The organism is Reyranella sp. (genome assembly GCF_965279465.1).
GTDB lineage: Bacteria > Pseudomonadota > Alphaproteobacteria > Reyranellales > Reyranellaceae > Reyranella.
In genome coordinates this window covers 6,813,799-6,834,193 of the sequence record NZ_OZ257242.1, presented here as the reverse complement: position 1 = coordinate 6,834,193, position 20,395 = coordinate 6,813,799, and the positions used below count along the sequence as shown (strand labels likewise).

The window sequence follows — 20,395 nt, the reverse complement described above, 5'->3', positions numbered from 1 at the left end:
CGCGAGAAATCGATTCTACACGAACGGGCTGGTTGATGTTGTGGCGGTCAACCGCGACACTCCGTCATGCCCGACCGTGACGACCTCGGCGCCGCCTGGCGCGTGCCGCCCAGCCGCTATCTCGCCGGCCGTCCGGCGGAGCATTCCGTCGGCGCGCCGACCTCCGTCTATGTCGCCATGGCCGATGGGTGCCGGCTTGCGGTCGATGTCTTCCTGCCCGATGGCAATTCGGGCCGGCGCTGGCCGACGGTGTTGATCCTGACGCCGTACATCCGCCGTTTCGAACTGGCGCCGGGAACGAGCGGCGTCGAGCCGTCGCCCAACACCTATCGTTACCGGGACATGTTCGTGCCGCGCGGCTACGCGCTGGTGGTGGTCGACGCGCGCGGCACCGGCGCGTCCTTCGGCACGCGCGATTCCTTCCGCAGCCCGCGCGAGCGCGCTGACTACAAGACGATCGCCGACTGGATCGTGGCGCAGCCGTGGAGCGACGGGGCGATCGGCGCCACCGGCATCTCCTACCTTGGCGCTGCCTGCGATTTCCTCGCGAGCACCGGCCACACGGCGGTGAAGGCGATCGCGCCGCTGTTCGCCGTGTGGGACACCTGGGCCGACAACTATTATCCGGGCGGCATGCTGATCAAGCGGCTGGCGCTGGTCTACGACGAGCTGATGCTGGCGCTCGACCATGACAGGCGCGAGCTGCGCAAGCAGTTCTCCTACTTCGCCAATCCGGCGCTGCTCGGGCCGCTGCCGGTCGACGATGACCGCGACGGTTCGCTGGCCCGCGAGGCGGTGAAGGGGCATCTGGCGAATTTTCGCATGCCCGATTTCATCACCGAGTTCAAATGCCGCGACGATGCGCTGCCCTACGATCCGAGCTTCACCAGCGCGTCGTTCAGTCCCTACAACTATCTTGACGAGATCCCGGAGGACGTCGCGGTCTACGCCGTCTCCGGCTGGACCGACGGCGCAGGCTATGCCAACGGCGTGCTGTCGCGCTATCTCTCCCTGCCGAACAGGCACAAGCGCGTGTTGCTGGGGCCGTGGGACCACGGCGCGCGGGTGAACACCTCACCGTGGCGCGCGCGGCAGGAACCGGAGTTTCCTGTCCTGGGCGAAGTACTGCGCTTCTTCGACCAGCATCTCGCCGGCCGCGACACCGGCCTCGAGGCCGAGGAGCCGATCCATTACTTCGTCGTCCATGCCGAGGAATGGCGCTCGGCGAAGGAGTGGCCGCCGGTCACGGGTAGCCGCCGCTTCTACACCATGCCGGGGCGCGAGCTTTCGGCCGCTCAGCCCAATGCCGCCAGCGTCGACGAGGTCCAGGCCGACTTCACCGTCGGCAGCGGCTTCCAGACGCGCTATGAGCGCATCGCCGGCATCGACGCCACCAACTACTACGTCGACTGGCCCGAGCGCGAGGCGAAGCTTGCGAGCTTCACCACGCCGGCTCTGGAGGCGCCGCTCGAAATCGCCGGCCATCCCGTTGTCTCGCTGTGGCTCGCCTCGAGCGAGCCGGACGCCGCGGTCTTCGCCTATCTCTCCGAGGTCGAGGCCGACGGCACCGTGCGCTACGTCACGGAGGGCGTGCTGCGCGCCATCCATCGCGCCGAGGCGCCGGCGCCGCGTGAGTATCGTACCACCTGGCCGTGGCACAGCTTCGCGCGCAAGGACGCGAAGCCGATGCCGGTCGGCGAGCCGCAGCTCCTGAGGTTCGCGTTGCTGCCGGTCGCCTGGCGCTTCATCAGGGGCAGTCGCCTCAGGCTCTCGATCAGCGGCGCCGATGCCGACCATTTCGTGCAGACGCCGCATGGCCGTCCGCCGCTGCTGAAAGTGTTGAGCGGTGGCGAGCAGGCGACCTTGCTGGAGCTTCCGGTCGAGTGACTCCGTCGAATTGCCTGTGAGCGGGGTGTGAGCTAGCCTCCCGACAAACCCGGCGCGCGAACGACCGGCCTTGGGAGGAAACATGGGAGACGGCACGGCCGCACTGGCGGTCGCGCACCGTTATTGGGCGCGGCTGGAAGACGGCATGAACCTCGTGGCCGCGGCGGCCATCTTCTTTCTGATGTTCGTCGGCGTCTTCCAGATCATCGGTCGTACCGTCTTCGACACGGCGATCTATGGCTACATCGACTACATGGAGCAGGCGAGCGCGCTGTTCGCCTTCCTCGGCATCTCCTATGCCCAGCGGGTCGGCGCCCATATCCGCATGGACCTGCTGCTGCGCGGCTTCTCGATGCGCTTCCTGTGGTCGATGGAGCTGTTCTGCGTGCTCGTGGCGATGGTCGTCATCATCGTCCTAATCGACTCGACGTTCCAGAATTTCGTGCGGGCCTGGCAGCTCGGTGATTCGACCATCGACATCAAGCTGCCGGTGTGGCCGACCAAGCTGATCGTGCCGTTCGTGCTGGTCGTTCTCTGCGTGCGTCTGGTGCTGCAGGCCCTCGACTACATGCGCCTGATCCGCCATCCGGATGCGGAGCCGATCGCGGTGCCGGTCATCGAGACCATCGAGGTCCAGGCGAAGAACGAGATCGCCGAAGCGCTCGGCCGCGAGGAGAAGCGGCCATGAGCCTCGAACCGCTCACCCTCGGCTTCATCGGCTGCGGCCTGCTGATCCTTCTCTGCGTGCTGGGCGTGCGCATCGCCTATGCCGCGGCGATCATCGGCGCGTTCGGCCTCGCCGTACTGACCGGTTGGGGCCCCGGCCTCGCCGCCGCCGGCGTCGTGCCGCATGCCTCAGTCGTGAACTACACGCTGAGCGTCCTGCCGATGTTCATCCTGATCGGCTATCTCGCCTATTACGCCGGCATCACCCAGGCAGCCTTCGAGGCGGCGCGGCGCTGGCTCGGCTGGCTGCCGGGCGGGCTCGCCATCGCCACGGTCTATGCCGTTGCCGGCTTCTCGGCCGTGTCGGGCGCCAACACTGCCGCCGCCGCCGTGTTCGCCAAGGTCGCCATCCCGGAAATGCTGAAGGCGGGCTACTCCAAGCGGCTGGCGGCCGGCGTGGTCGCGGCAGGCGCCACTCTCGATTCGCTCATCCCGCCCAGCGCCCTCCTGGTCGTCTACGGAATCATCACCGAGCAGTCGATCGGCAAGCTGCTGGTCGCGGGCTTTGCGCCGGGACTCTTCTCGGCCTTCGTCTACACCGCGATCATTCTCTTCATGTGCGGACGCAATCCCGCGCTCGGCAAGCCGATCCGCGGCTACACCTGGCCGCAGCGCTTCAAGTCGCTGCCCGGCACGCTGCCGATCGTGCTGGTGATCGCGATCATCTTCTACAGCATGCTGTTCGGCTGGGCGACGCCGACCGAGGCCGGGTCGCTGGGCGCGCTCTGCGTCTTCGTCATCGCGCTGGCCAACGGCATGAAATGGCCCGAGTTGCGCGACGCGCTGCTCGAGACGGCGCGGCTGACGGCGGTGATCTTCACCGTGATCTGGGGCGTGCTAATCTTCGTGCGCTTCCTGGGTTTCGCCGGCCTGCCGGAAGAGCTGGCGAAATGGGTCACCGGCCTGAACGTGCCGCCGATTGTCGTCCTGCTGGCGATCTACGTCGTCTACCTGATCCTGGGCACCATCCTCGAGGGCATCGGCATGTTCCTGCTGACCTTGCCCGTGATATTCCCGGTGGTCGAGGCGCTGGGCTACGACCCGATCTGGTTCGGCATCATCCTGGTCAAGCTGAACGGCATTGCGACATTGTCGCCGCCGGTCGGCCTCGTGGTGTTCGTGGTCAACGGCGTGCGGCCTGACATTTCCGTCGCCGACATCTTCCGCGGCATCTGGCCGTTCATCTTTGCCGACATCATCACCATCGGCTTCCTCACCGCCTTCCCGGAGATCGTGACTTTCATCCTGGATCTCGCGGGATAGGCGCCGCTCAGGATTTCGGTGAAGTGGCTTCCTTGAGCAGGAAGTCGAGAAGCTCGCGCGCCGGGATGCCCTGGCCCTCGCGTTTGGTCACCCATTCCTCCCACACCGGCGTCCCGCCGGCCTTGCGGAAGGCGGCGACCTCGTCGGGCGTGAACTTGATGAACTGCAGCTTCTTCCTGAACAGCGGGAGATTTTTTTCGTCCGCCTCGGCATAGGCCTTCTTGGCGGCAGCCTGCGCAATCGGCCGCGCCTCCTCGAACAGCGCCTTGTACTGCGCCGGCAGCTCGGCCCAGCGGTCGACATGGATCAAGGTCGGGCAGCCGACCGAGCCCAGCGCCATGTTCTCGGTGTACCACTTGGTCACTTCGTAGGTGCGGTAGGACTGGTGCGCGTAGGTCGAGGGGAAGGCCGCGGCGTCGACCGTGCCGCGCTCGAGCGAGGTGTAGACCTCTGTCGCGTCGACCGAGGTCGGCACGGCGCCGAGCTTGCGCATCGCATCGCCGATGCCGGCGAGCGCGCGCACCCGCATGCCCTTGAAGTCCTCGATCGCCTTGGGCGGCTTGCCGCGGCCGACGAACTCGTTGTTGGGCAGCAGCGCCGACAGGTATGGCATCGCCTTCCAGCCCGCCATCTCCTTGATCACCAGCGGATGCTGGTGGAAGGCGTTGTGCACCTTCTCCTGCACGTCGGTGTTGGGGATCGGCAAGAACGGCAGGTCGAGCGCCGAGTACACCGGCAGCTTCTCGGGATGGTACGAGGCGCAGATGTTGGTCATCTCGAGGCTGCCGACCTTCAGCAGGTCGAGCAGTTCCTTGGGTTGGCCGAAGCTCTCGTAGCCGATCTGGATCTTGAACTTGCCGCCGGTGCGCTCGTCCATGAACGCCTTGAGCTTCTCGACGTTGGCGGTGCCGGCGCGCGGCTTGCCCCAGGCGGCAAGCTTCCACCTCATCTCGGGTCCGTCGACGATCTTGTTCTGGGCGGACGCTGTCGCTGATCCCGCAACCACTGCCACGAGGGCAGCAACGACCATGCCGGCGAGACGGCTCATGAATGCCTCCTGGTTTTCCTCCGGATGTCTTGTTTTTCTTTTTCCTTGTCTTGCGGGCAGATTAGCGTCGCGACAGCGCGCGGCAAGCCGTTAAAGTCCGCCTTGCCGGTTTTCGGACCCGGGGGCGTGATGCAAGTGCGAAGACAGGCCGCGCTCGCGGCAACGACGTGAAGGCGATATGGGTCGAGCAGGGCGCGAATGCCGCCAACATCCAGCTGGAGCAGGCGCGATGAAACCCAACCGTCGTGCCGTCCTGGCGGGCTTTTCCACGGTGTTCGCTGGACGCGCGACGAAGGCGAGCGACTGGCCCGAGAAGACGGTGACCTGGGTGCTGCCCTTTCCGGCGGGCGGCCCGAGCGACGGTTTCGCGCGCGTCATCGCCGAGCTCGCCGGCACGGAACTCGGCCAGACCATCGTGATCGACAATCGCAGCGGCGCGGGTGGCAGCGTCGGCGCGGCCGTCGTCGCCAATGCCCGGCCCGACGGCTACACCATGCTGGTCGGCTTTACCGGTAGTACCTACGCATCGCTGATCTATGCCAATCCCGGCTTCGACCTCGCCCGCGACTTCACGCCGATCTCGGCGATCGATCGCGTGCAGGCGGTGCTGCTGGTCAATCCCCGGCGGCTCGATGTCTCTTCCCTCCAGCAGTTCCTCGAGGCGGCGCGCGAAAAGCCGGACTCGATCGACATGGCCTCGGGAGGGCTCGGCACCGTGCCGCATTTGGCAATCGAGCTGCTGCAAATCCGCGCGAAGGTGAAGCTGCGCCATGTCCCGTATCGAGGCGGCGCGCCGGCGTTGCAGGATCTGCTGTCCGGCCACGTTGGCGCCATGTTCGGCACGGCGGGCCTCGCCCACGGCTACGTCAGAGGGGGCCAGCTGCGCGCGCTGGCTGTCGCCGGCCGTCGGCGCGAGGCCTTGTTGCCGGAAGTGCCGACCTTCGATGAGGCCGGCCTGCCCGACTTTCGCGCGATCTCGTGGGACGGCATCTTCGGGCCGAAGGCCACCCCCGAGCCGGTGCTCGACCGCATGCATGCGGCCATCCAAAAGGTCCTGGGCTCCGACAAGGTGAGGCAGCAATGGGCCGAGCGCGGCGCACGGGTCGAGCTCGAAAGCCGCGCCGATTTCGCGGCCTTCGTCGCCCAGGACGGCGCCCGCTGGAGCGCCGTCATCAAGGCGGCCGGCATCAGGCCCGAGTGATCGGCGCAACGTCGGCCTGCTGGGAGCGCGGCTCTCCAGAGCCGCTCTTCCGTCTGCCTCCCACATTTCATGAGCGGCTCCGGAGAGCCGCGCTCCCAGCGATGATCAGGTCGCACCGCCGCCGTTCACCGCGATCATCTGGCCGTTGATATAGCCGCCGGCCTCCGACACCAGCAGGCGCGCCGCCGCGGCGACCTCCACGGGCGCGCCGAAGCGGCCGAGCGGGACGCGCGCCAGGGTCTGGGCGCGGGCCTGGGCAGAGGCGTTCTCCTCCTCGACGTCGGGGGCGATCGGGCCGGGCGAGATCGTGTTGGTGGTGATACCCTTCGGGCCGAACTCCATCGCCAGCGCCTTGGACAGGCCCCAGACGCCGTGCTTGGCAACAGACACCGGTGCGCGGCCGGCATGGCCATGGATCGCGTTCATGCCGGCGAAGTTGACGATGCGGCCCCAGCCCTTCTTCACCATGCCCGGCAGGCAGGCGCGCGCGAGCCAGACCGCTGCATTCATGTCGACGTCGATGACGCGTTGCCACTCGTCATCCGTCATCTCGAGGAAGGGCTTGTTGGGACGAAGTGCTGCGTTGTTGAGCAACGCATCGACCGCGCCGAACGCCTTGATTGCCTCGTCGGCAATCCGCTTGCACTCGGCGGGCTTGCCGACGTCGCCCATGACCACGATCGTCTTGACGCCGAACATGCCGGCTTCCCGGGCGACGCTCTCACAGGCAGCGCGATCGCTCGAGCCGTTGATCGCGACATTGAAGCCGTCCTCGGCGAGGCCGAGCACGCAGGCCCGGCCGATGTTCTTGCCGGCGCCGGTGACGAGGGCCGCCTTGCCGTTGCCCGCCATCAGACGACGCCGCCGGCGCGCAGCTTCTCGATCGCCGGCTTGTCGTAGCCGAGGCCGGCCAGCACCTGGTCGGTGTGCTCGCCCATATCCGGTGTGGGCTTGAGTGCCGCGGGCTGCGGGAAGTCGGACAGGTTGATCGGCTGGCCGACCACCTTGATGTCGCCGAGCTTGGGATGCTTGACCGGCCGCGCGATGCCGAGATGCTGGACCTGCGGCTCGGCGAAGGTCTTGTCGATGGTGTTGATCGGCCCGCACGGCACCCCGGCCTTGTTGATCTTCTCGATCCAGTGCGCCGAGGTGTCGGTCTTGGTGATCTCGCCAATGCGCTGGTTCAGTGCCTTGCGGTGCTCCGAGCGCAGGGCAGGCGTCGCATGCTCCGGATGGTCGAACAGCTGCGGCGCATCGAGCGCGGCGCAAAAGCGCTTCCACAGGTTGTTGCCCGAGGCGGCGATGTTGATGTGGCCGTCGCTGGTCGGGAACACGCCCGTCGGGATCGAGGTCGGATGATCGTTGCCGGCCTGCTTGGCGACCTCGCCCTTCATCAGCCAGCGCGAGGCCTGGAAGTCGAGCATGAAGATCTGCGCCTCGATCAGCGAGGTGTGGACCCACTGGCCCTTGCCGGTGCGCTCGCGATTGTAGAGCGCAAGGATCATCGCCTGGGCGAGCAGCAGGCCCGAGGTGAGGTCGGCTATCGGGATGCCGACCCTCATCGGGCCGCGGTCCGGCTCGCCGGTGATCGACATCAGTCCGCCCATGCCCTGCGCGATCTGGTCGACGCCGGGGCGTGCCGCATCGGGACCGCTCTGGCCGAAGCCCGCGATCGAGCCGTAGACAATGCGCGGATTGACCTTGGCCACCGTGTCGTAGTCGACCTTCAGCCGGTACTTAACGTCGGAACGATAGTTCTCGACGATGACGTCGGCGTCCTTCGCGAGCTTCATGAAGATCGCGTGACCTTCGGGGCTCTTGAGGTTGAGGGTCAGCGATTGCTTGTTGCGATGCAGGTTCTGGAAGTCGAAGCCGTGCCGGCTGCCGCCCATCGCATCGGTATTGCTGCCGGGCTCCGGCGGCGGCTCGATCTTGATCACGTCGGCGCCCCAGTCGGCGAGCTGCCGCACCGCCGTCGGGCCGGCACGATGCGCGGTGAGGTCGAGAACCTTGATGTGGGAGAGCGGGAGCTGGGTCATTTTCGTCGTTTCCTCTCTTGCTGGGAGCGCGGCTCTCCGGAGCCGCTCATGGGTGGGGCCAATCCGAAGAAGAGCGGCTCTGGAGAGCCGCGCTCCCAGCGGACCAAAGTCAGTGCTACCGGCCCTTGAAGACGGGCTTCCTCTTTTCCATGAAGGCGCGGCGGCCTTCCTTGAAGTCTTCGCTGTCGAAACAGGCCTCGGTCATCTTCGCGAGCTTCGCGTGATCCTGTTGCGCCTCGGGCTTGGCGATCTCGCGGGCGGAGGCCTTGGCGAGCGCGATGGTAAGCGGGGCGTTCTGGCTGATCGCGTCGGTCGTCCTGGTGACCAGCGCATCGAGATCGCCGTCGGCCGCCACGGCGTTCACCAGGCCCATCTCATAGGCCTCTTTCGAGGAGTACTGCCGGGCGGTGAACAGGAACTCCATCGCGCGCGGCAGGCCGACGATGCGCGACAGGCGTTCGATGCGCAGGAAGCCGTAGCCCAGCCCGAGCTTGCCCGCCGGCACGCCGAAGCGGGCGCCTTCGTTGCAGAAGCGCATGTCGCAGCAGGCCGCGAGGTTCATCCCGCCGCCGATGCAGTAGCCGGTGATCTTGGCGATGGTCGGCTTGGAGAAGTTGTAGAGGCCTTCGTAACCCTGCTTGGAGATCGCGTCGTAGCGGACCTGCGCCTCGGCATCGGCGCGCTCGCTCTCGAACTTGGAGATGTCGGCGCCCGACACGAAGGCCTTGCCGCCGGCGCCGCTCACGACCAGGCAACGCACCTCGGGATCCTTCTCGTACTCGGTGAGCAGGCTGACGAACCCGTCCCACATGTCGAGCGAGACCGCATTCAGCTTGGCGGGATTGTTGAAGACGATGTGGGCCACGGCACCGTCGCGATGGCCGTAGAGCTTCTGTTCCTGCATGAGTACTCCTTTGACGCCAGTATAGAGGCAAAGCTACTCGGGCTTCAGCACCCCCGTCTTCTCAACCTCTGCAACCGTCTGGTCCTCTTTTCCGAGGAAGGCGGCAAGCTCGCCGGGCGTCATGGCCTGAATTTCGTTGCCCAGTTCCGCGAGGCGCGTCTTGACCGCCGGATCGGCCATTATCTGGGTCACGTTCTGGGAGCTGAGCTCGACCCTGCCGGCGCTCAAGAACACCTTCCTTCTGGCAACGGCGACCGCCACGCTGGGCGGCCTGCTGCACACCTGATTGCCTACATTGTGGCCCGGCGCGCGATGGTCGGGCACCGCGTGCTCGCTTTCCTCGCCACTGCGCCGCTCGCCATCCCGGGCATCGTGCTCGGCGTCGGGCTTTTCCTTGCCTATACGCGCCCACCTCTACGGCACGCTTTGGATCCTGCTGATCGCCTTCATCACCATCGAGCTGCTGCGGCCTACCAGCAGCTTGGCTCGGCCTTCCATTCGGTGCATCCGGAGCTCGAGGAGGCCGGCCGCATGCTGGGCACCACGCGGCTGCGCACCCTGAAGGGCATCACCGCGCCGTTGCTGCGTCCCGCCGCGATCGCGACCACCTGGTGCTTCATCTTCGTCGGTGTGCTCCGTGAGCTCAGCGCCGCCGTGATCCTGTTCACCTCGGAGGCCAAGGTCCTGTCGGTGCTGATCGTCGACCTCAAGGAAAGTGGCGACGTCGGCTAGACTCAGTTCGTGCCCTGGCTCCAGTCTTCGAGCCTCTTGAACGAGTACTCGAGTTCCGCCGACATCGGTACGCCCAGCCGCTCACCGGTCGGCAGACGGTCCATCAGCCATTTCTGGTAAAGCGGCACCAGATCGCGGTTGGTGGCGAGCTTGCGGAAGGTGCGCTCGACCACGGCTGCAAGCTGAGGTTCGTTCTTGCGGTACATGATGCCGTAGGGGTCGTAGCTCAGGAACTCGCCCACCACCTCGAACCTGTCCTGCGCCTCGTGCCGTGCGATCAACCCGTACAGAAGAATGTCGTCGGTGGCGAAGGCCTGCGCCATTCCGTCGGAAAGCAACTGGTAGGACTGCTCGTGGTCGGTCGTGGCGATGATGGCAAGTCCGAGCGAGAGCTGTTTGTTGACGATTTCGATCGCACGTTCGTTGGTCGTGCCGCTGGTCACGACAATCGTCTTGCCCCTGAGATCGGCGATACCCGATACAGCGGAGCCATTCGGCACCATCAGCTTCGTTCCCGCGACATACATCATCGGTGAAAAGGCGACGCGCCGCGCGCGATCGGGGCTGGCCGTGGTCGCGCCACACTCGATGTCGATCTTGTTGTTCAGAACGGCAGGGATGCGCGTCTCCGGCGTCACCTTGACGTAGACGATCCTGAGATCGACCGCCCCGATCTCGATGCCGATCTCGTCGACGATCGCCTTGCAGAGATCCAGGCTGTAGCCGATCGGCCGATTGGCGCGGTCGAGGTATGAGAAGGGCGGCGAGGCCTCGCGGTGCCCGAGCCGCACCGTATGCGTGCGCTTTATGTTGGCGAGCGTCGGGCTCAACACGGCCTCCTGCGCCGCCACCGGCATGGAAACCGAGAGAGGCAGAAGCGCCGCCACGATCAGCAGATGTGCCAGTTTCGACATTTGCCAACCCTCCTCGTTGATGTCGCACGATCGCATTTGTTGCTGGACGGATTCGGGTGCCTGGACGCAGAAGCAGGTGCGGGTGTCTAAAACGGCTCGACCAAATGCAGACTAGCAGGCAAGCGTGATTCGTTCGTGAGCCAAACATCATGCTTCGACGAAATCTGGACGGCCGCGGCTTTGGTGACGCGTATCCCCACTGTCCAGTACAACCCGCCTCCGCCTGGCTCGACGGGCAGGCATTTCGGCCGATTCGTGCGCTTGGCGACACCGGGATCGCTCGACCGTAGCGTGCCGCGCGATCAGAAAAATGGAAGTCGGGAACGCCTATTCCAGGATCGCCACCTCGTCGGCGGTGACCGGACGGGCCAGCAGGTTGAGCGAGGACAGGAGGTTGATCGTCTCCTCCCAGCCCTGCCTGGTCTGGCCGCCGACCGGCGCCGGCGATAGCTGCAGTGCGACCGACACCATGGCGCGGTCGACATAGCGCGGCGCGAGCCGCGGGAAGAGTCGGGAGAAATGCGCCGCGGCATCGCCCGGCCGCTCGTTGACCAGGCTGTAGCCCTCCTGCACCGCTTCGGCGACCTTCTTGGCGATCGCGCGCTTCTCCGGCGAGGCCCAGGCGGCGTCGTTGACGATCAGGTTGAGGCTGTAGCTGCGCACGCCGAAGTCGCTGAGCCGCATCGCGATGATCCGTCGGCCCTCGGCCAGCAGTTCCGACGGCGTCATCTCCTCGTAGTCGATCATCGCGTCGACCTTCTTCTCGAGCAGCGCCCACGGGTCCCAGTCGACGGTGACCTGCTCGATCTTGTCGCGCTGCAGCCGGTTGAGGGCGACCAGGGCACGGAATTCCTCGTTGGTGATGCTGCCCGGCACCATGCCGAGCCTCTTGCCGTAGAGGTCGCGCGGGTGGGCGATGCGGTCCTCGGCCCGGCTGTAGATTGCGCTCGGTGTCTTCCGGTAATAGACGGCCAGGCTCTTGATCGGCAGGCCCTTCGAGCGGCCGATCACGGTGGCCGTGCCGCTCGACGAGCCGATCCAGTATTTCGACCCGTCGCCGATGGTTTCGGCGGACACAATGGCGCCCTGAACCTCGCTGAAGGTGACATCGAGGCCGCGCCGCTCGAAGGCGCCGAGGTCCTTGGCGAGGAAGAAGCCGGCGAAGGTCGGCAGCGCCTTCCAGTCGAGCACCACCTCGACCTTGGTGAGCGGCTGCGCGACCGCGGGCGACAGGACCGAGAGGCCAAGCAGAAAGGCCAGCACGCCGCGACGGGCGGCACGAACACGACGCATTTATGGCCTCACGGCATTGAGCAGGGGTCAATCGTAGATCGCGACTTCCTCGGCGCTCACGGCGCGCGCCAGCAAGCGCAGCGAGGACAGCGTCTTCAGCGTGTCCTCCCAGCCGATCCGCGTCTGGTTGCCGATCGGCAGGGCAAGTTGGCGCGACACGATCTGCATGCTGAGATTGACATAGCGCGGCGAGAAATCAGGGAAGAGCCTGCAGAAGATCGTGGCCGCCTCGGCTGGCCTGTCGCGCACGAACTGGTAGCCTTCCTGCACCGCCTCCTCGACCAGCTGCGCCGTCTGCTTGCGCTGAGGCGAGGAAGTCCAGGCCATCTCGTTCACCAGGAGGTTGAGGCTGTAGATGCGCACGCCGAAGTCGGCGATCCGCATCACCGCGATGCGATTGCCCTGAGACTGCAGTTGGGCCGGTGTGATCTCCTCGTAGTCGAGCAGTGCGTCCACCTTGCGATCGAGCAGGGCCTTGGAATCCCAGTCGACATCGATTTCCTTGATCCGGGTGCGGTCGAGGCGGTTGGCGAGCAGCAGTGCGTGGTATTCGTCGACGGTCGTGCTGCCCTGCACCAGGCCGACCCGCTTGCCCAGCAGATTGCGCGGCGCGTCGATGCGGTCTTCGGTGCGCGAATAGAGCACGGTCGGTGTGCGCCGGTAGTAGACGGCGAGGCTGCGGATCGCCAGGTCGCGCGACCGGCCGATCGCGGTGGCGGAAGCGCTCGACGAGCCGATCCAGTATTCCTTGCCGGCCGCGATCATCTCGGCCGCCACGTTGACGCCGTGGCCCTCGACAATACGCACGTCGAGCCCGCGCCGCTTGAAGGCCTCGATTTCGCGGGCAACATAGAAGCCTGCATAAGTCGGCGCCGGCTTCCAATCGAGCAGCAGGTCGAGGCGCTGCCTCTGGGCGTGGCCTCTGACGGGGACCGCGGCTGCAGCCACGCTGGTTCCCAAAAGTGTCCGGCGCGTGAGTGTCGTCGCGTTCATTTAGGTGTACTGTAGCACACGATCCGGCGAGGAGGCATTCCGCCGCAGTGCATCTTTAATACTCGAAGGTGATCTTCCTGGGCGACCCTGAAAAGGTCACTTTCCCACCAGATCATTGGGCCTATCCTCCGCCGGGACCGTGCTACTTGCTCGTTCACACCATCGAACACGAGGCTGAATGAACAGGATACCGTTTAAGGCGGCACTGGCCGCTCTGTTTTGTTCTGGCATCGTGTCTCCCGCCCTGGCGGTCTCGCCCGAAGAAGCGCGCCTGCTGGGCAGCGACCGGGAAGAGGCGCAATACCAAAGCTATATGCCGTTCACCCGCGTCTTTGGCGCGAGCGGCGTCGTATCGGGTTCGTTCGCGGAGTCGGCTGCCGAGGCCGGCGTTCCGGCCGCCGCCATGGTGGAGGCGCTCGCCGCCCTTGGTACCACCATCGATCTTGAACGGGATATGCGCAAGGGTGATCGCTTCTATGTCCGTTATGAGCGGACCTTCACTGCCGTCGGCAATCCGATCGGCATCGGCAAGGTGCTGTGGGCCGAGTTGCGCACCGGAGCGAAGGGCACGATAGCCATCCATCGCTTCCGCACCGGCAAGCCGGCGATCGAGCGCTTCTTTCTTTCCAATGGCCAGGCCGCCGCCGCGCCCGAGATCCGCCTGCCGCTGCAGAATGTCGTCGTATCGTCGGGCTTCGGGCTGCGCGCCGATCCGTTCGACCAGCCCGGACGGAACTGGGCGTCGGCCCTCAAGCCAACGGGAAAGGGCGCGGGTGGCCCGGCGCCCAGCCCGCTGACGACGGTCAATGTGCCGACTGTGCCGGCGGCGCTCGGCTCGCCGTTCGGCCTGAAGCCTGTCGGCACGAAGGGGGCGGCCAAGCCAGGCGGCACGACCCTGATGATGCATGACGGCGTCGACCTCGCCGCCGACATGGGCACCCCGATACGGGCTGCGGGCGATGGCATCGTGATCGGTGCCGAGCTCAAGGCCGGCTATGGCAATTGGATAGAGATCGAGCATGACGGCGGATCGAGCGGTGCCTTCGACGGCTTCAGGCGTCCGACGAAGCTGATGACTGTCTACGGCCATCTCTCGGCCTTCGCCGCGGGCATCGAACCGGGGACGAGGGTGAAGCAGGGCGACGTGATCGGCTATGTCGGCTCGACCGGGCGCTCTACCGGCCCGCATCTCCATTTCGAGATCCTGAACAACGGCAAGCCGACCAACCCAATGGTCAACCCTGCGCTACGGCCCGAGCAACTGCGCGGCGGCGAACTCGAGCGCTTCAAGAAGACAATGATGCGCGACCTGCAGGAGCGCGACCGCGAGGCGGGCGCGATCTAGCCGCCGGCCGCCTCGGCCAACGAATCCGGCCAGCGTAGGCGCGGTTCTGAAATGACGATGCGGGCTCGGTCGCCCTCCCCGTGGCTTGACCGAACTGTCCTCGGGCGAGGTGATGTAAAGGTGGCCGTCACTGCTTATCAGCAGCCCGTCGGCGACGCAGGAGGTGCCGGCTTTCTCGACCGTCTTGTCGGGCTGGGTGCTGGGAGGGTTGTCGAGGCTGGAGTGGGCTCACCAAACGTTGACTGGGGCGCCGCGGTTTCGCACGTGCGGAAGGTCGCCGCCTCCACGCCGCAGTGCAGTGCCCTCCGGCATCGCGGCCGCGGTGGCTGGCCTGCCGGTTAGGTGCCAGGATCTGGCGCGCCAAGTCTTGCCACCATTCAGTGGTTCATCTGGGGAATGTCGGAGTATAGCTGTTTCCCGTCATGCAGATGACAGGACCGTCACACCGTTGGAAAGTGTTGAACCTCTTTCCGCCCGCCAATTATCGGGGACACATCGATGTGGTCCGCGATGGCCAGGTATTGGGTTGGGCACAAGACGGTTCCCAGCCCCGCCGCCGGCTCGTCGTCGAAATCTATGCGGGAGGCGTTCTCCTCGGCGCCGTGCGTGCGGATCGATTTCGCAAGGATTTGGCGGCCGCCGGCATCGGCGATGGCAAGGCCGCCTTCTCCTTTGCACTGCCCTCTCCCGCGCCCGACCGGGCGACCCTGACCGCACGCGTGGCAGGGACTCACTACTGGCTGGTCGATGAAGGCGGCGCAGGTAAGTCCGGTGATCATGGCCTCGTCGAGACGATTCCGCCCGGCTGGTCGCATGCCATCGCCGATGAGACGGCGTTTCGTCGCGAACAGCAGGCGCTCGCCCACACCTGGACGTTTCTTGGGTTGGCGCGGGACCTCCAGAAGGATGGCGACTGGTTTCGCGCCTCGTTGGCGACCCGGGAAGTCTTCGTCCAGAGGTTCGGGGACGAATTGCGGGGTTTCGAGAACATCTGCCCGCACAGGTCCTATCCACTGCGTCAGGGCGACAGGGGAAATGGACCAATCGTCTGCGGATTTCATCACTGGCAGTTTAATCGCGACGGGCTCGCCATCGGGATTCCGAACTGCCGGCAACTGTACGGCAAGCTGCCCCACGAACTCGGCGCCCGCCTGGCACCGATCGAGGTCGCGACCTGCGGCGCCCTGATATTCGGCCGGTTTCCCTCGGAACATGCGGGCGAGTCGCTGCAGGACTTCCTGGCCGAGGGCTTCCCGATTCTCGAGGCATTGTCGCGCATGCCGGAAAAGCCGCAGATCGTCCGCGAGAAGATCGATGCCAACTGGAAACTGTACGTTCACATCACGCTGGACGACTATCACGCCCCGTACATTCATGCCTCGACCGCCCGCTCGTCGGGGGGCCACCTCGACCCGCGCGAAATCACCTATCGGCAATTCGGGGCCCACAGCTGCTTCCTGATGACGTCCGATACCAGGGCGTTCGATCGCATGGTGGCGGGTTGCCGCGACGGATCGTACGGCGCGTCCCATTATTCCATATTCCAGATCTTTCCCAGCCTGGTCGTGTCGCTTTCCTGCTCGGACAACGATAACTGGCATTGCTGCTTTCAGCAGTTCATCCCGCAGGCGCACGACCGCTCGTTGTTGCGGGCGTTCGTCTATCCCTCTCCTCTTTCGGCCTATCGCTCCCGTTACGCGCGCGTGACGCGACTTCTGACGGACCCGATCAGGAACCGATTGGCGCTTCTCGTCTTCCGCCGCATTTCGCGCGAGGACCGCGACGCCTGCGAGCGCCTGCAGGAAATCCACCGGACCGGCACCGTTCCGCAACTCGGCGGACTCGAGCGGCGAATCGCCTGGTTCGAGAAGACCTACCGCGACGCAATGAACGTCGACCGCTGAGAGGTCAACCGACGGCAACCGCCCAACATCGTCGTTGCGCCAGCCGTACTTACCCCACCATGGCGTAGGCGGGCTGGCGCCAATCGGCGCCGGCGCGCAGGAAGCCGGTTTTGCTGTCGAGCAGGATGGCTTCGACCGAGCAGGCTCGTCGCGTCAGCGCGGGCCACATCTCGACGTCGTGGCCGCGCCGCTGCAGCTCCTCGATCGTTGCCGCCGGTAACCGGTCCTCTATGTTCAGCCGGCCGGGCAGATGCGTGTACGGCGCGAAGGAATTCGGGAAGCTGAACGTTGCGAATCGCGGCTGCTCGATGGCTTCCTGGACGTCCATGCCAAAATGGAAGGTATTCAGGAACACCTGCAGCATCGCCTGGACCTGCACGTCGCCGCCTGGGGCCCCGAAGGGAATGACGCTGTCGTCGTCGCGCACGGCGATCGCGGGGTTGGGCGTGAGCCGCGGTCGCTTGCCGGGCGCCACGCCGGAGGGATGGTTCGGGTCGGGCCGCGATTGTGTGCCGCGGCCGGACGGCACGATGCCGAGGCCCGGGATCACCGGCGAGCGCCACGAGCCATCGCTCGGCGTTGCCGACAGGACGTTGCCCCAGCGGTCGATCGCGCAGCAGTAAGATGTGTCGGGCTCGACGACGGCGTCGCTCCGCGCCTTTGACGGTTCGGGCGGGGGAGGCGCGTTCGCCGGATAGCGCCCGACCGGCGGCGGCATGTCGGGCATGGCGCGCTGCATGTCGATCGCGCCGACCCTCGCCTTGATGTGAGGATCGGACAACAGCTCATCGAGGCCGACATCGACGAACAGCGGATCGCCGTAGCGATACTCGCGGTCGGCGCAGGCCGCCTTGAGGATCTCGGTGATCAGGTGCACATAGTCGGCGCTGTTGTGCTGCAGGCCTGCGAGGCCGCCCGACGCCTCGATCATGCGCAGCGCCTGCGCCAGCATCGGGCCCTGGCACCACGGCCCGCAGGTATAGACCTCGAAGTCGCGCCAGCGGACTTTCACCGGCTCTTCGTAGCGGCTGTGGAAGTTGGCCAGATCGTCGCGAGCGAGATATCCGCCGTTCTGCTCGTGGTAGCGCACGATCGTCTCGGCGATGTCGCCGCAATAGAATGCGGCGCGCGCCGCCGCGAGGCCGGCCAGCCGTCCGCCGCGCACCGCCGCGCCGCGTTCCTGGTCGACCATGTATTGCAGCGTGCCGGCGAGGTCGGTCTGCAGGAAGCGGTCGCCGACCTTCGGCACCTTGCCGCCGAGCAGGAAGATCGCCGCATTGGACGGCCAGGAACGGTAGCCGTCCTCGTATTCCTTGATCATGGTCGCCATGTATTCGAACACGGCGAAGCCTTCCCGGGCGTAGCGGATCGCGGCGCCGGCCACGTCGCCGAACGACATCGTGCCGTAGTCCGAGAGCGCGGTGATCCAGGCGTCGGGCGCCGCCGGCACCACCGTGCGCAGGATGCCCAACGGCATCTTGCCGCCATGCTCGCGCATGAACAGGTCCGCCGGGAAGCGCCTGGGCCAGTGGCCGAGGCCGGCGATGGTCACGACCTTGCCTTGGCCTGTCCGGATCATGATCGGCGCCACGCCGGCGACGTTCACCTCGTCGGGATGCAGGACGGCGAGCGCAATGCCCGCCGCGCAGCCGGCGTCGATCGCATTGCCGCCCGCCTCGAGGATCGAGAAGCCGGCCGCGGCGGCGAGATAGTGGCCGGCAGAGACGGCGTGGCGGCTGCCGTACAATGTCGGGCGGGCAGAGGCCATGGGCCTACGCCGCCTTCTTCCCGCGATGAGCCTCGATCACCGCCCACAAGGTTGCCGGCGTCACCGGCATGTCGATGTGCTTCACGCCGGTATGGGCGTGGATCGCATCGACGATCGCGTTAATCACCGAAGGCGGCGCACCGATCGCGCCGGCCTCGCCCGCGCCCTTCACGCCGAGCGGATTGGTCGTGCACGGGCTGTTGTGCATGTCGAACTTGACCGCCGGCACGATGTCGGCGCGCGGAAAGGCATAGTCCATGAAGCTGCCGCTCAGCAGTTGGCCGGAATCCTTGTCGTAGATCGTGTGCTCGGTGAGCGCCTGGCCGACGCCCTGGCCGATACCGCCGTGGATCTGGCCCTGCAGCAGCAGCGGGTTCAGCGCCATGCCGAAATCGTCGGTCACGGTGTAGTTCTTGATCTCGAGCGTCCCGGTGTCGGGATCGATCTCCAACTCGCAGATATGGCAGCCGTTGGGGTAGGTGTCGGCCTCGGGCGTGCGCGTGAAGTCGTCGTCGAGCGCGCCCTTGTTGGCCTTGGCGACGTCGAAAAGGCTGACGCTCCGGTCGGTGCCCACGATCCGGAACGACCCGTCCTTGAAGTCGATATCGGCGGCGCTGGCTTCGAGCAGGTTGGCCGCGAGCGGCTTGCCCTTGGCGATGATCTTGTCGGCGACGCCCATGGTCGCCACGCCGTTGATCGCGATGGTGCGGCTGCCGCCGGTGAAGCCCTCGGGCACCACGTCGGAATCGCCCTGCACCAGGTTGATGCGCTCGACATCGATGCCGAGCCTAGCCGACGCGATCTGTTTCAGCGCCGTCTCGTGGCCCTGGCCGTTGGTCTGGTTGCCGGTGATAAGGCTGATCGTGGCGTCGTCGTTGAACACCGCCTTCACCGTCTCCGGCCCGCCGCCCGAGCACTTCTCGACATAGGTCGCCATGCCGATGCCGCGCCATTTGCCGGCCCTGGCCGACTGCGCCCGGCGCGCGGCGAAGCCCTTCCAGTCGGCCTTCTCCATGCCCTTGCGCATCACCGTCTCGAAGTCACCAGAATCGTAGGTGTCGCCCAGCGCCGTCTTGAACGGCAGCTGCGCGGGCTTGATGAAGTTGCGGGCGCGGATCTCGTCCGGCGTGAGGCCGGTCTCGCGCGCGATATGGTCGACGAAGCGCTCGACCAGGTAAGCCGCCTCGGGCCGGCCCGCGCCGCGATAGGCGTCTGTCGGCACGGTGTTGGTCATCACGCCTTTCACGTTCACGTAGACCGCCGGCGTCTGATAGAGGCCGTTCAGCATCGAGCTGCCAGCCATGGTCGGAATGAAAACGCTGAAATGGTTGAGGTAGGCGCCGAGCGCGGCATAGGTCGTGATGCGGCAGCCGAGGAACCTGGCGTCCTTGTCGAGTGCCATCTCGGCGATCGAGACGTGGTCGCGGCCCTGCACGTCGGACTGGAAGGCCTCCTGCCGGTCGGGGATCCATTTGACCGCGCGCTTCAGCGCGCGGGAGGCCCAGACGACCATCGGATATTCGGGATGGACGAAGATCTTCATGCCGAAGCCGCCGCCGACGTCGCCGGTGCGCACACGCAGCTTGGGCGAGCCGATCTTCAGGATCATGTCGGCCACGACCGGCCGGATCATGTGCACGCCCTGCGAGGACAGCCACAAAGTCGACCGGTCGTCGCTCGGATCGTACTCGCAGATCGCGCCGCGCGGCTCCATCGAGTTCACGACCAGCCGCTGGTTGACGATCTGAAGCTTCACGACCTTGTCGGCCTTCTTGAAGGCCGCTTCGGTTGCCGCCTGGTCACCCATCGCCCAGTCGAATACGATGTTGTTGGGAATATGGTCATGCACCAGCGGCGCGCCGGGCTGGGCCGATTCCCAAGTGTCGACCGTATGCGGCCGGGGGGCGTAGTCGATCTCGATCAGCTCGGCGGCGTCCTTGGCCTGCTCCAGCGTCTCGGCGACGACCAGCGCCACCGGATCGCCGACATGCCGGACGCGGCCCTTGGCCAGCATCGGCCGGGAGGTGTCGGCGCGCGGGGTGCCGTCGCGGTTATCCAACGGCACCAGGCAGGGCACGTCGCCGAAACCTTCCGTCTCGACATCGGCGCCGGTGAAGACCAGCAGCACGCCGGGCGCCTTCTTTGCGGCGGTCGTGTCGATGCTCCTGATGTCGGCATGGGCGTGCGGGGAGCGCAGCACATAGGCGCGGGCAGCCGGGGTGGAGAGCTTCGTGTCGTCCGTGTAACGCCCGCCGCCCGTCAGCAGACGAGGGTCCTCGAGCCTGCGCACCGAATCGCCAATGCCAAACTTTGCCATGTGATTCCTCCACTTTGGGAGGAACACTATCAAACGGCGAAACCCACGACACATTATTTTC

The 20,395-nt window shown here is 66.1% G+C and carries 16 protein-coding genes; 7 read left to right on the top strand and 9 right to left on the bottom strand.

All coding sequences use genetic code 11. The features are described 5' to 3' along the window. The first annotated feature begins 66 nt into the window (after positions 1-66). The 3 genes from ACQY8M_RS33275 (at position 67) to ACQY8M_RS33265 (ending at position 3,876) form a co-directional block, all read left to right on the top strand. Positions 67-1,887 carry a CocE/NonD family hydrolase gene (locus ACQY8M_RS33275; RefSeq protein ID WP_428665464.1) on the top strand — a complete coding sequence of 607 codons (1,821 nt, stop codon included), beginning with the start codon at positions 67-69 and terminating at the stop codon, positions 1,885-1,887. 82 nt (positions 1,888-1,969) lie between these two features. Beyond that, positions 1,970-2,575 carry a TRAP transporter small permease subunit gene (locus ACQY8M_RS33270; RefSeq protein WP_428665461.1) on the top strand — a complete coding sequence of 202 codons (606 nt, stop codon included), beginning with the start codon at positions 1,970-1,972 and terminating at the stop codon, positions 2,573-2,575. Then, the gene (locus ACQY8M_RS33265) at positions 2,572-3,876 is read left to right on the top strand and encodes a TRAP transporter large permease (RefSeq protein ID WP_428665458.1); all 1,305 of its coding nucleotides are present in this window, start codon (positions 2,572-2,574) and stop codon (positions 3,874-3,876) included. The genes ACQY8M_RS33270 and ACQY8M_RS33265 overlap by 4 nt, the downstream gene beginning before the upstream one ends. A gap of 7 nt (positions 3,877-3,883) precedes the next feature. Here ACQY8M_RS33265 and dctP read toward each other — a convergent pair whose 3' ends face one another. Continuing rightward, positions 3,884-4,924: a TRAP transporter substrate-binding protein DctP gene (gene dctP, locus ACQY8M_RS33260; RefSeq protein WP_428665455.1), complete on the bottom strand. Its 1,041-nt coding sequence runs from the start codon at positions 4,922-4,924 to the stop codon at positions 3,884-3,886. Between the two features lie 229 nt (positions 4,925-5,153). On the opposite strand from dctP, the gene ACQY8M_RS33255 reads away from it, so the two are divergent. Further along, positions 5,154-6,125 carry a Bug family tripartite tricarboxylate transporter substrate binding protein gene (locus tag ACQY8M_RS33255; protein ID WP_428665452.1) on the top strand — a complete coding sequence of 324 codons (972 nt, stop codon included), beginning with the start codon at positions 5,154-5,156 and terminating at the stop codon, positions 6,123-6,125. A gap of 105 nt (positions 6,126-6,230) precedes the next feature. Here the strand turns inward: ACQY8M_RS33255 and ACQY8M_RS33250 are convergent, their stop codons facing one another. From ACQY8M_RS33250 to ACQY8M_RS33240, 3 genes are all read right to left on the bottom strand, one after another. Then, positions 6,231-6,977 carry an SDR family NAD(P)-dependent oxidoreductase gene (locus ACQY8M_RS33250; protein WP_428665450.1) on the bottom strand — a complete coding sequence of 249 codons (747 nt, stop codon included), beginning with the start codon at positions 6,975-6,977 and terminating at the stop codon, positions 6,231-6,233. After that, positions 6,977-8,164 (bottom strand): CaiB/BaiF CoA transferase family protein, encoded by a 1,188-nt coding sequence (locus tag ACQY8M_RS33245; RefSeq protein ID WP_428665448.1) that lies wholly within the window; start codon positions 8,162-8,164, stop codon positions 6,977-6,979. The genes ACQY8M_RS33250 and ACQY8M_RS33245 overlap by 1 nt, the downstream gene beginning before the upstream one ends. A 115-nt stretch (positions 8,165-8,279) precedes the next feature. After that, positions 8,280-9,068, bottom strand: coding sequence for an enoyl-CoA hydratase (locus tag ACQY8M_RS33240; RefSeq protein WP_428665446.1), 789 nt, complete (start codon positions 9,066-9,068; stop codon positions 8,280-8,282). Between ACQY8M_RS33240 and ACQY8M_RS33235 the strand changes: the two genes are divergently transcribed. Beyond that, the gene (locus ACQY8M_RS33235) at positions 9,021-9,800 is read left to right on the top strand and encodes a hypothetical protein (protein ID WP_428665444.1); all 780 of its coding nucleotides are present in this window, start codon (positions 9,021-9,023) and stop codon (positions 9,798-9,800) included. The two genes, ACQY8M_RS33240 and ACQY8M_RS33235, sit on opposite strands and share 48 nt — an antisense overlap. 2 nt (positions 9,801-9,802) lie before the next feature. On the opposite strand, the gene ACQY8M_RS33230 is transcribed toward ACQY8M_RS33235, so the two are convergent. The 3 genes from ACQY8M_RS33230 to ACQY8M_RS33220 all read right to left on the bottom strand — a co-directional run bounded on the left by ACQY8M_RS33230 (position 9,803) and on the right by ACQY8M_RS33220 (position 12,955). Further along, on the bottom strand, positions 9,803-10,714 hold the full coding sequence (locus ACQY8M_RS33230) for an amino acid ABC transporter substrate-binding protein (protein ID WP_428665442.1): 912 nt from the start codon (positions 10,712-10,714) through the stop codon (positions 9,803-9,805). A 327-nt stretch (positions 10,715-11,041) separates the two neighbouring features. Further along, a complete protein-coding gene (locus tag ACQY8M_RS33225) occupies positions 11,042-12,007 on the bottom strand; it encodes an ABC transporter substrate-binding protein (RefSeq protein WP_428665439.1) in 966 nt (321 codons plus the stop codon). 27 nt (positions 12,008-12,034) lie between these two features. Further along, on the bottom strand, positions 12,035-12,955 hold the full coding sequence (locus ACQY8M_RS33220) for an ABC transporter substrate-binding protein (protein WP_428665435.1): 921 nt from the start codon (positions 12,953-12,955) through the stop codon (positions 12,035-12,037). A 223-nt stretch (positions 12,956-13,178) separates the two neighbouring features. Between ACQY8M_RS33220 and ACQY8M_RS33215 the strand changes: the two genes are divergently transcribed. Next, complete coding sequence (locus tag ACQY8M_RS33215) at positions 13,179-14,345, top strand: M23 family metallopeptidase (RefSeq protein WP_428665433.1); 1,167 nt, start codon at positions 13,179-13,181, stop codon at positions 14,343-14,345. Positions 14,346-14,803: 458 nt separating this feature from the next. After that, positions 14,804-16,249, top strand: coding sequence for an SRPBCC family protein (locus ACQY8M_RS33210; protein ID WP_428665430.1), 1,446 nt, complete (start codon positions 14,804-14,806; stop codon positions 16,247-16,249). A gap of 49 nt (positions 16,250-16,298) precedes the next feature. On the opposite strand, the gene ACQY8M_RS33205 is transcribed toward ACQY8M_RS33210, so the two are convergent. After that, positions 16,299-18,017 carry a gamma-glutamyltransferase family protein gene (locus ACQY8M_RS33205; protein ID WP_428665428.1) on the bottom strand — a complete coding sequence of 573 codons (1,719 nt, stop codon included), beginning with the start codon at positions 18,015-18,017 and terminating at the stop codon, positions 16,299-16,301. 4 nt (positions 18,018-18,021) lie between these two features. Continuing rightward, the gene (locus ACQY8M_RS33200; protein ID WP_428665425.1) at positions 18,022-20,334 is read right to left on the bottom strand and encodes a xanthine dehydrogenase family protein molybdopterin-binding subunit; all 2,313 of its coding nucleotides are present in this window, start codon (positions 20,332-20,334) and stop codon (positions 18,022-18,024) included. Positions 20,335-20,395: the final 61 nt, after the last annotated feature.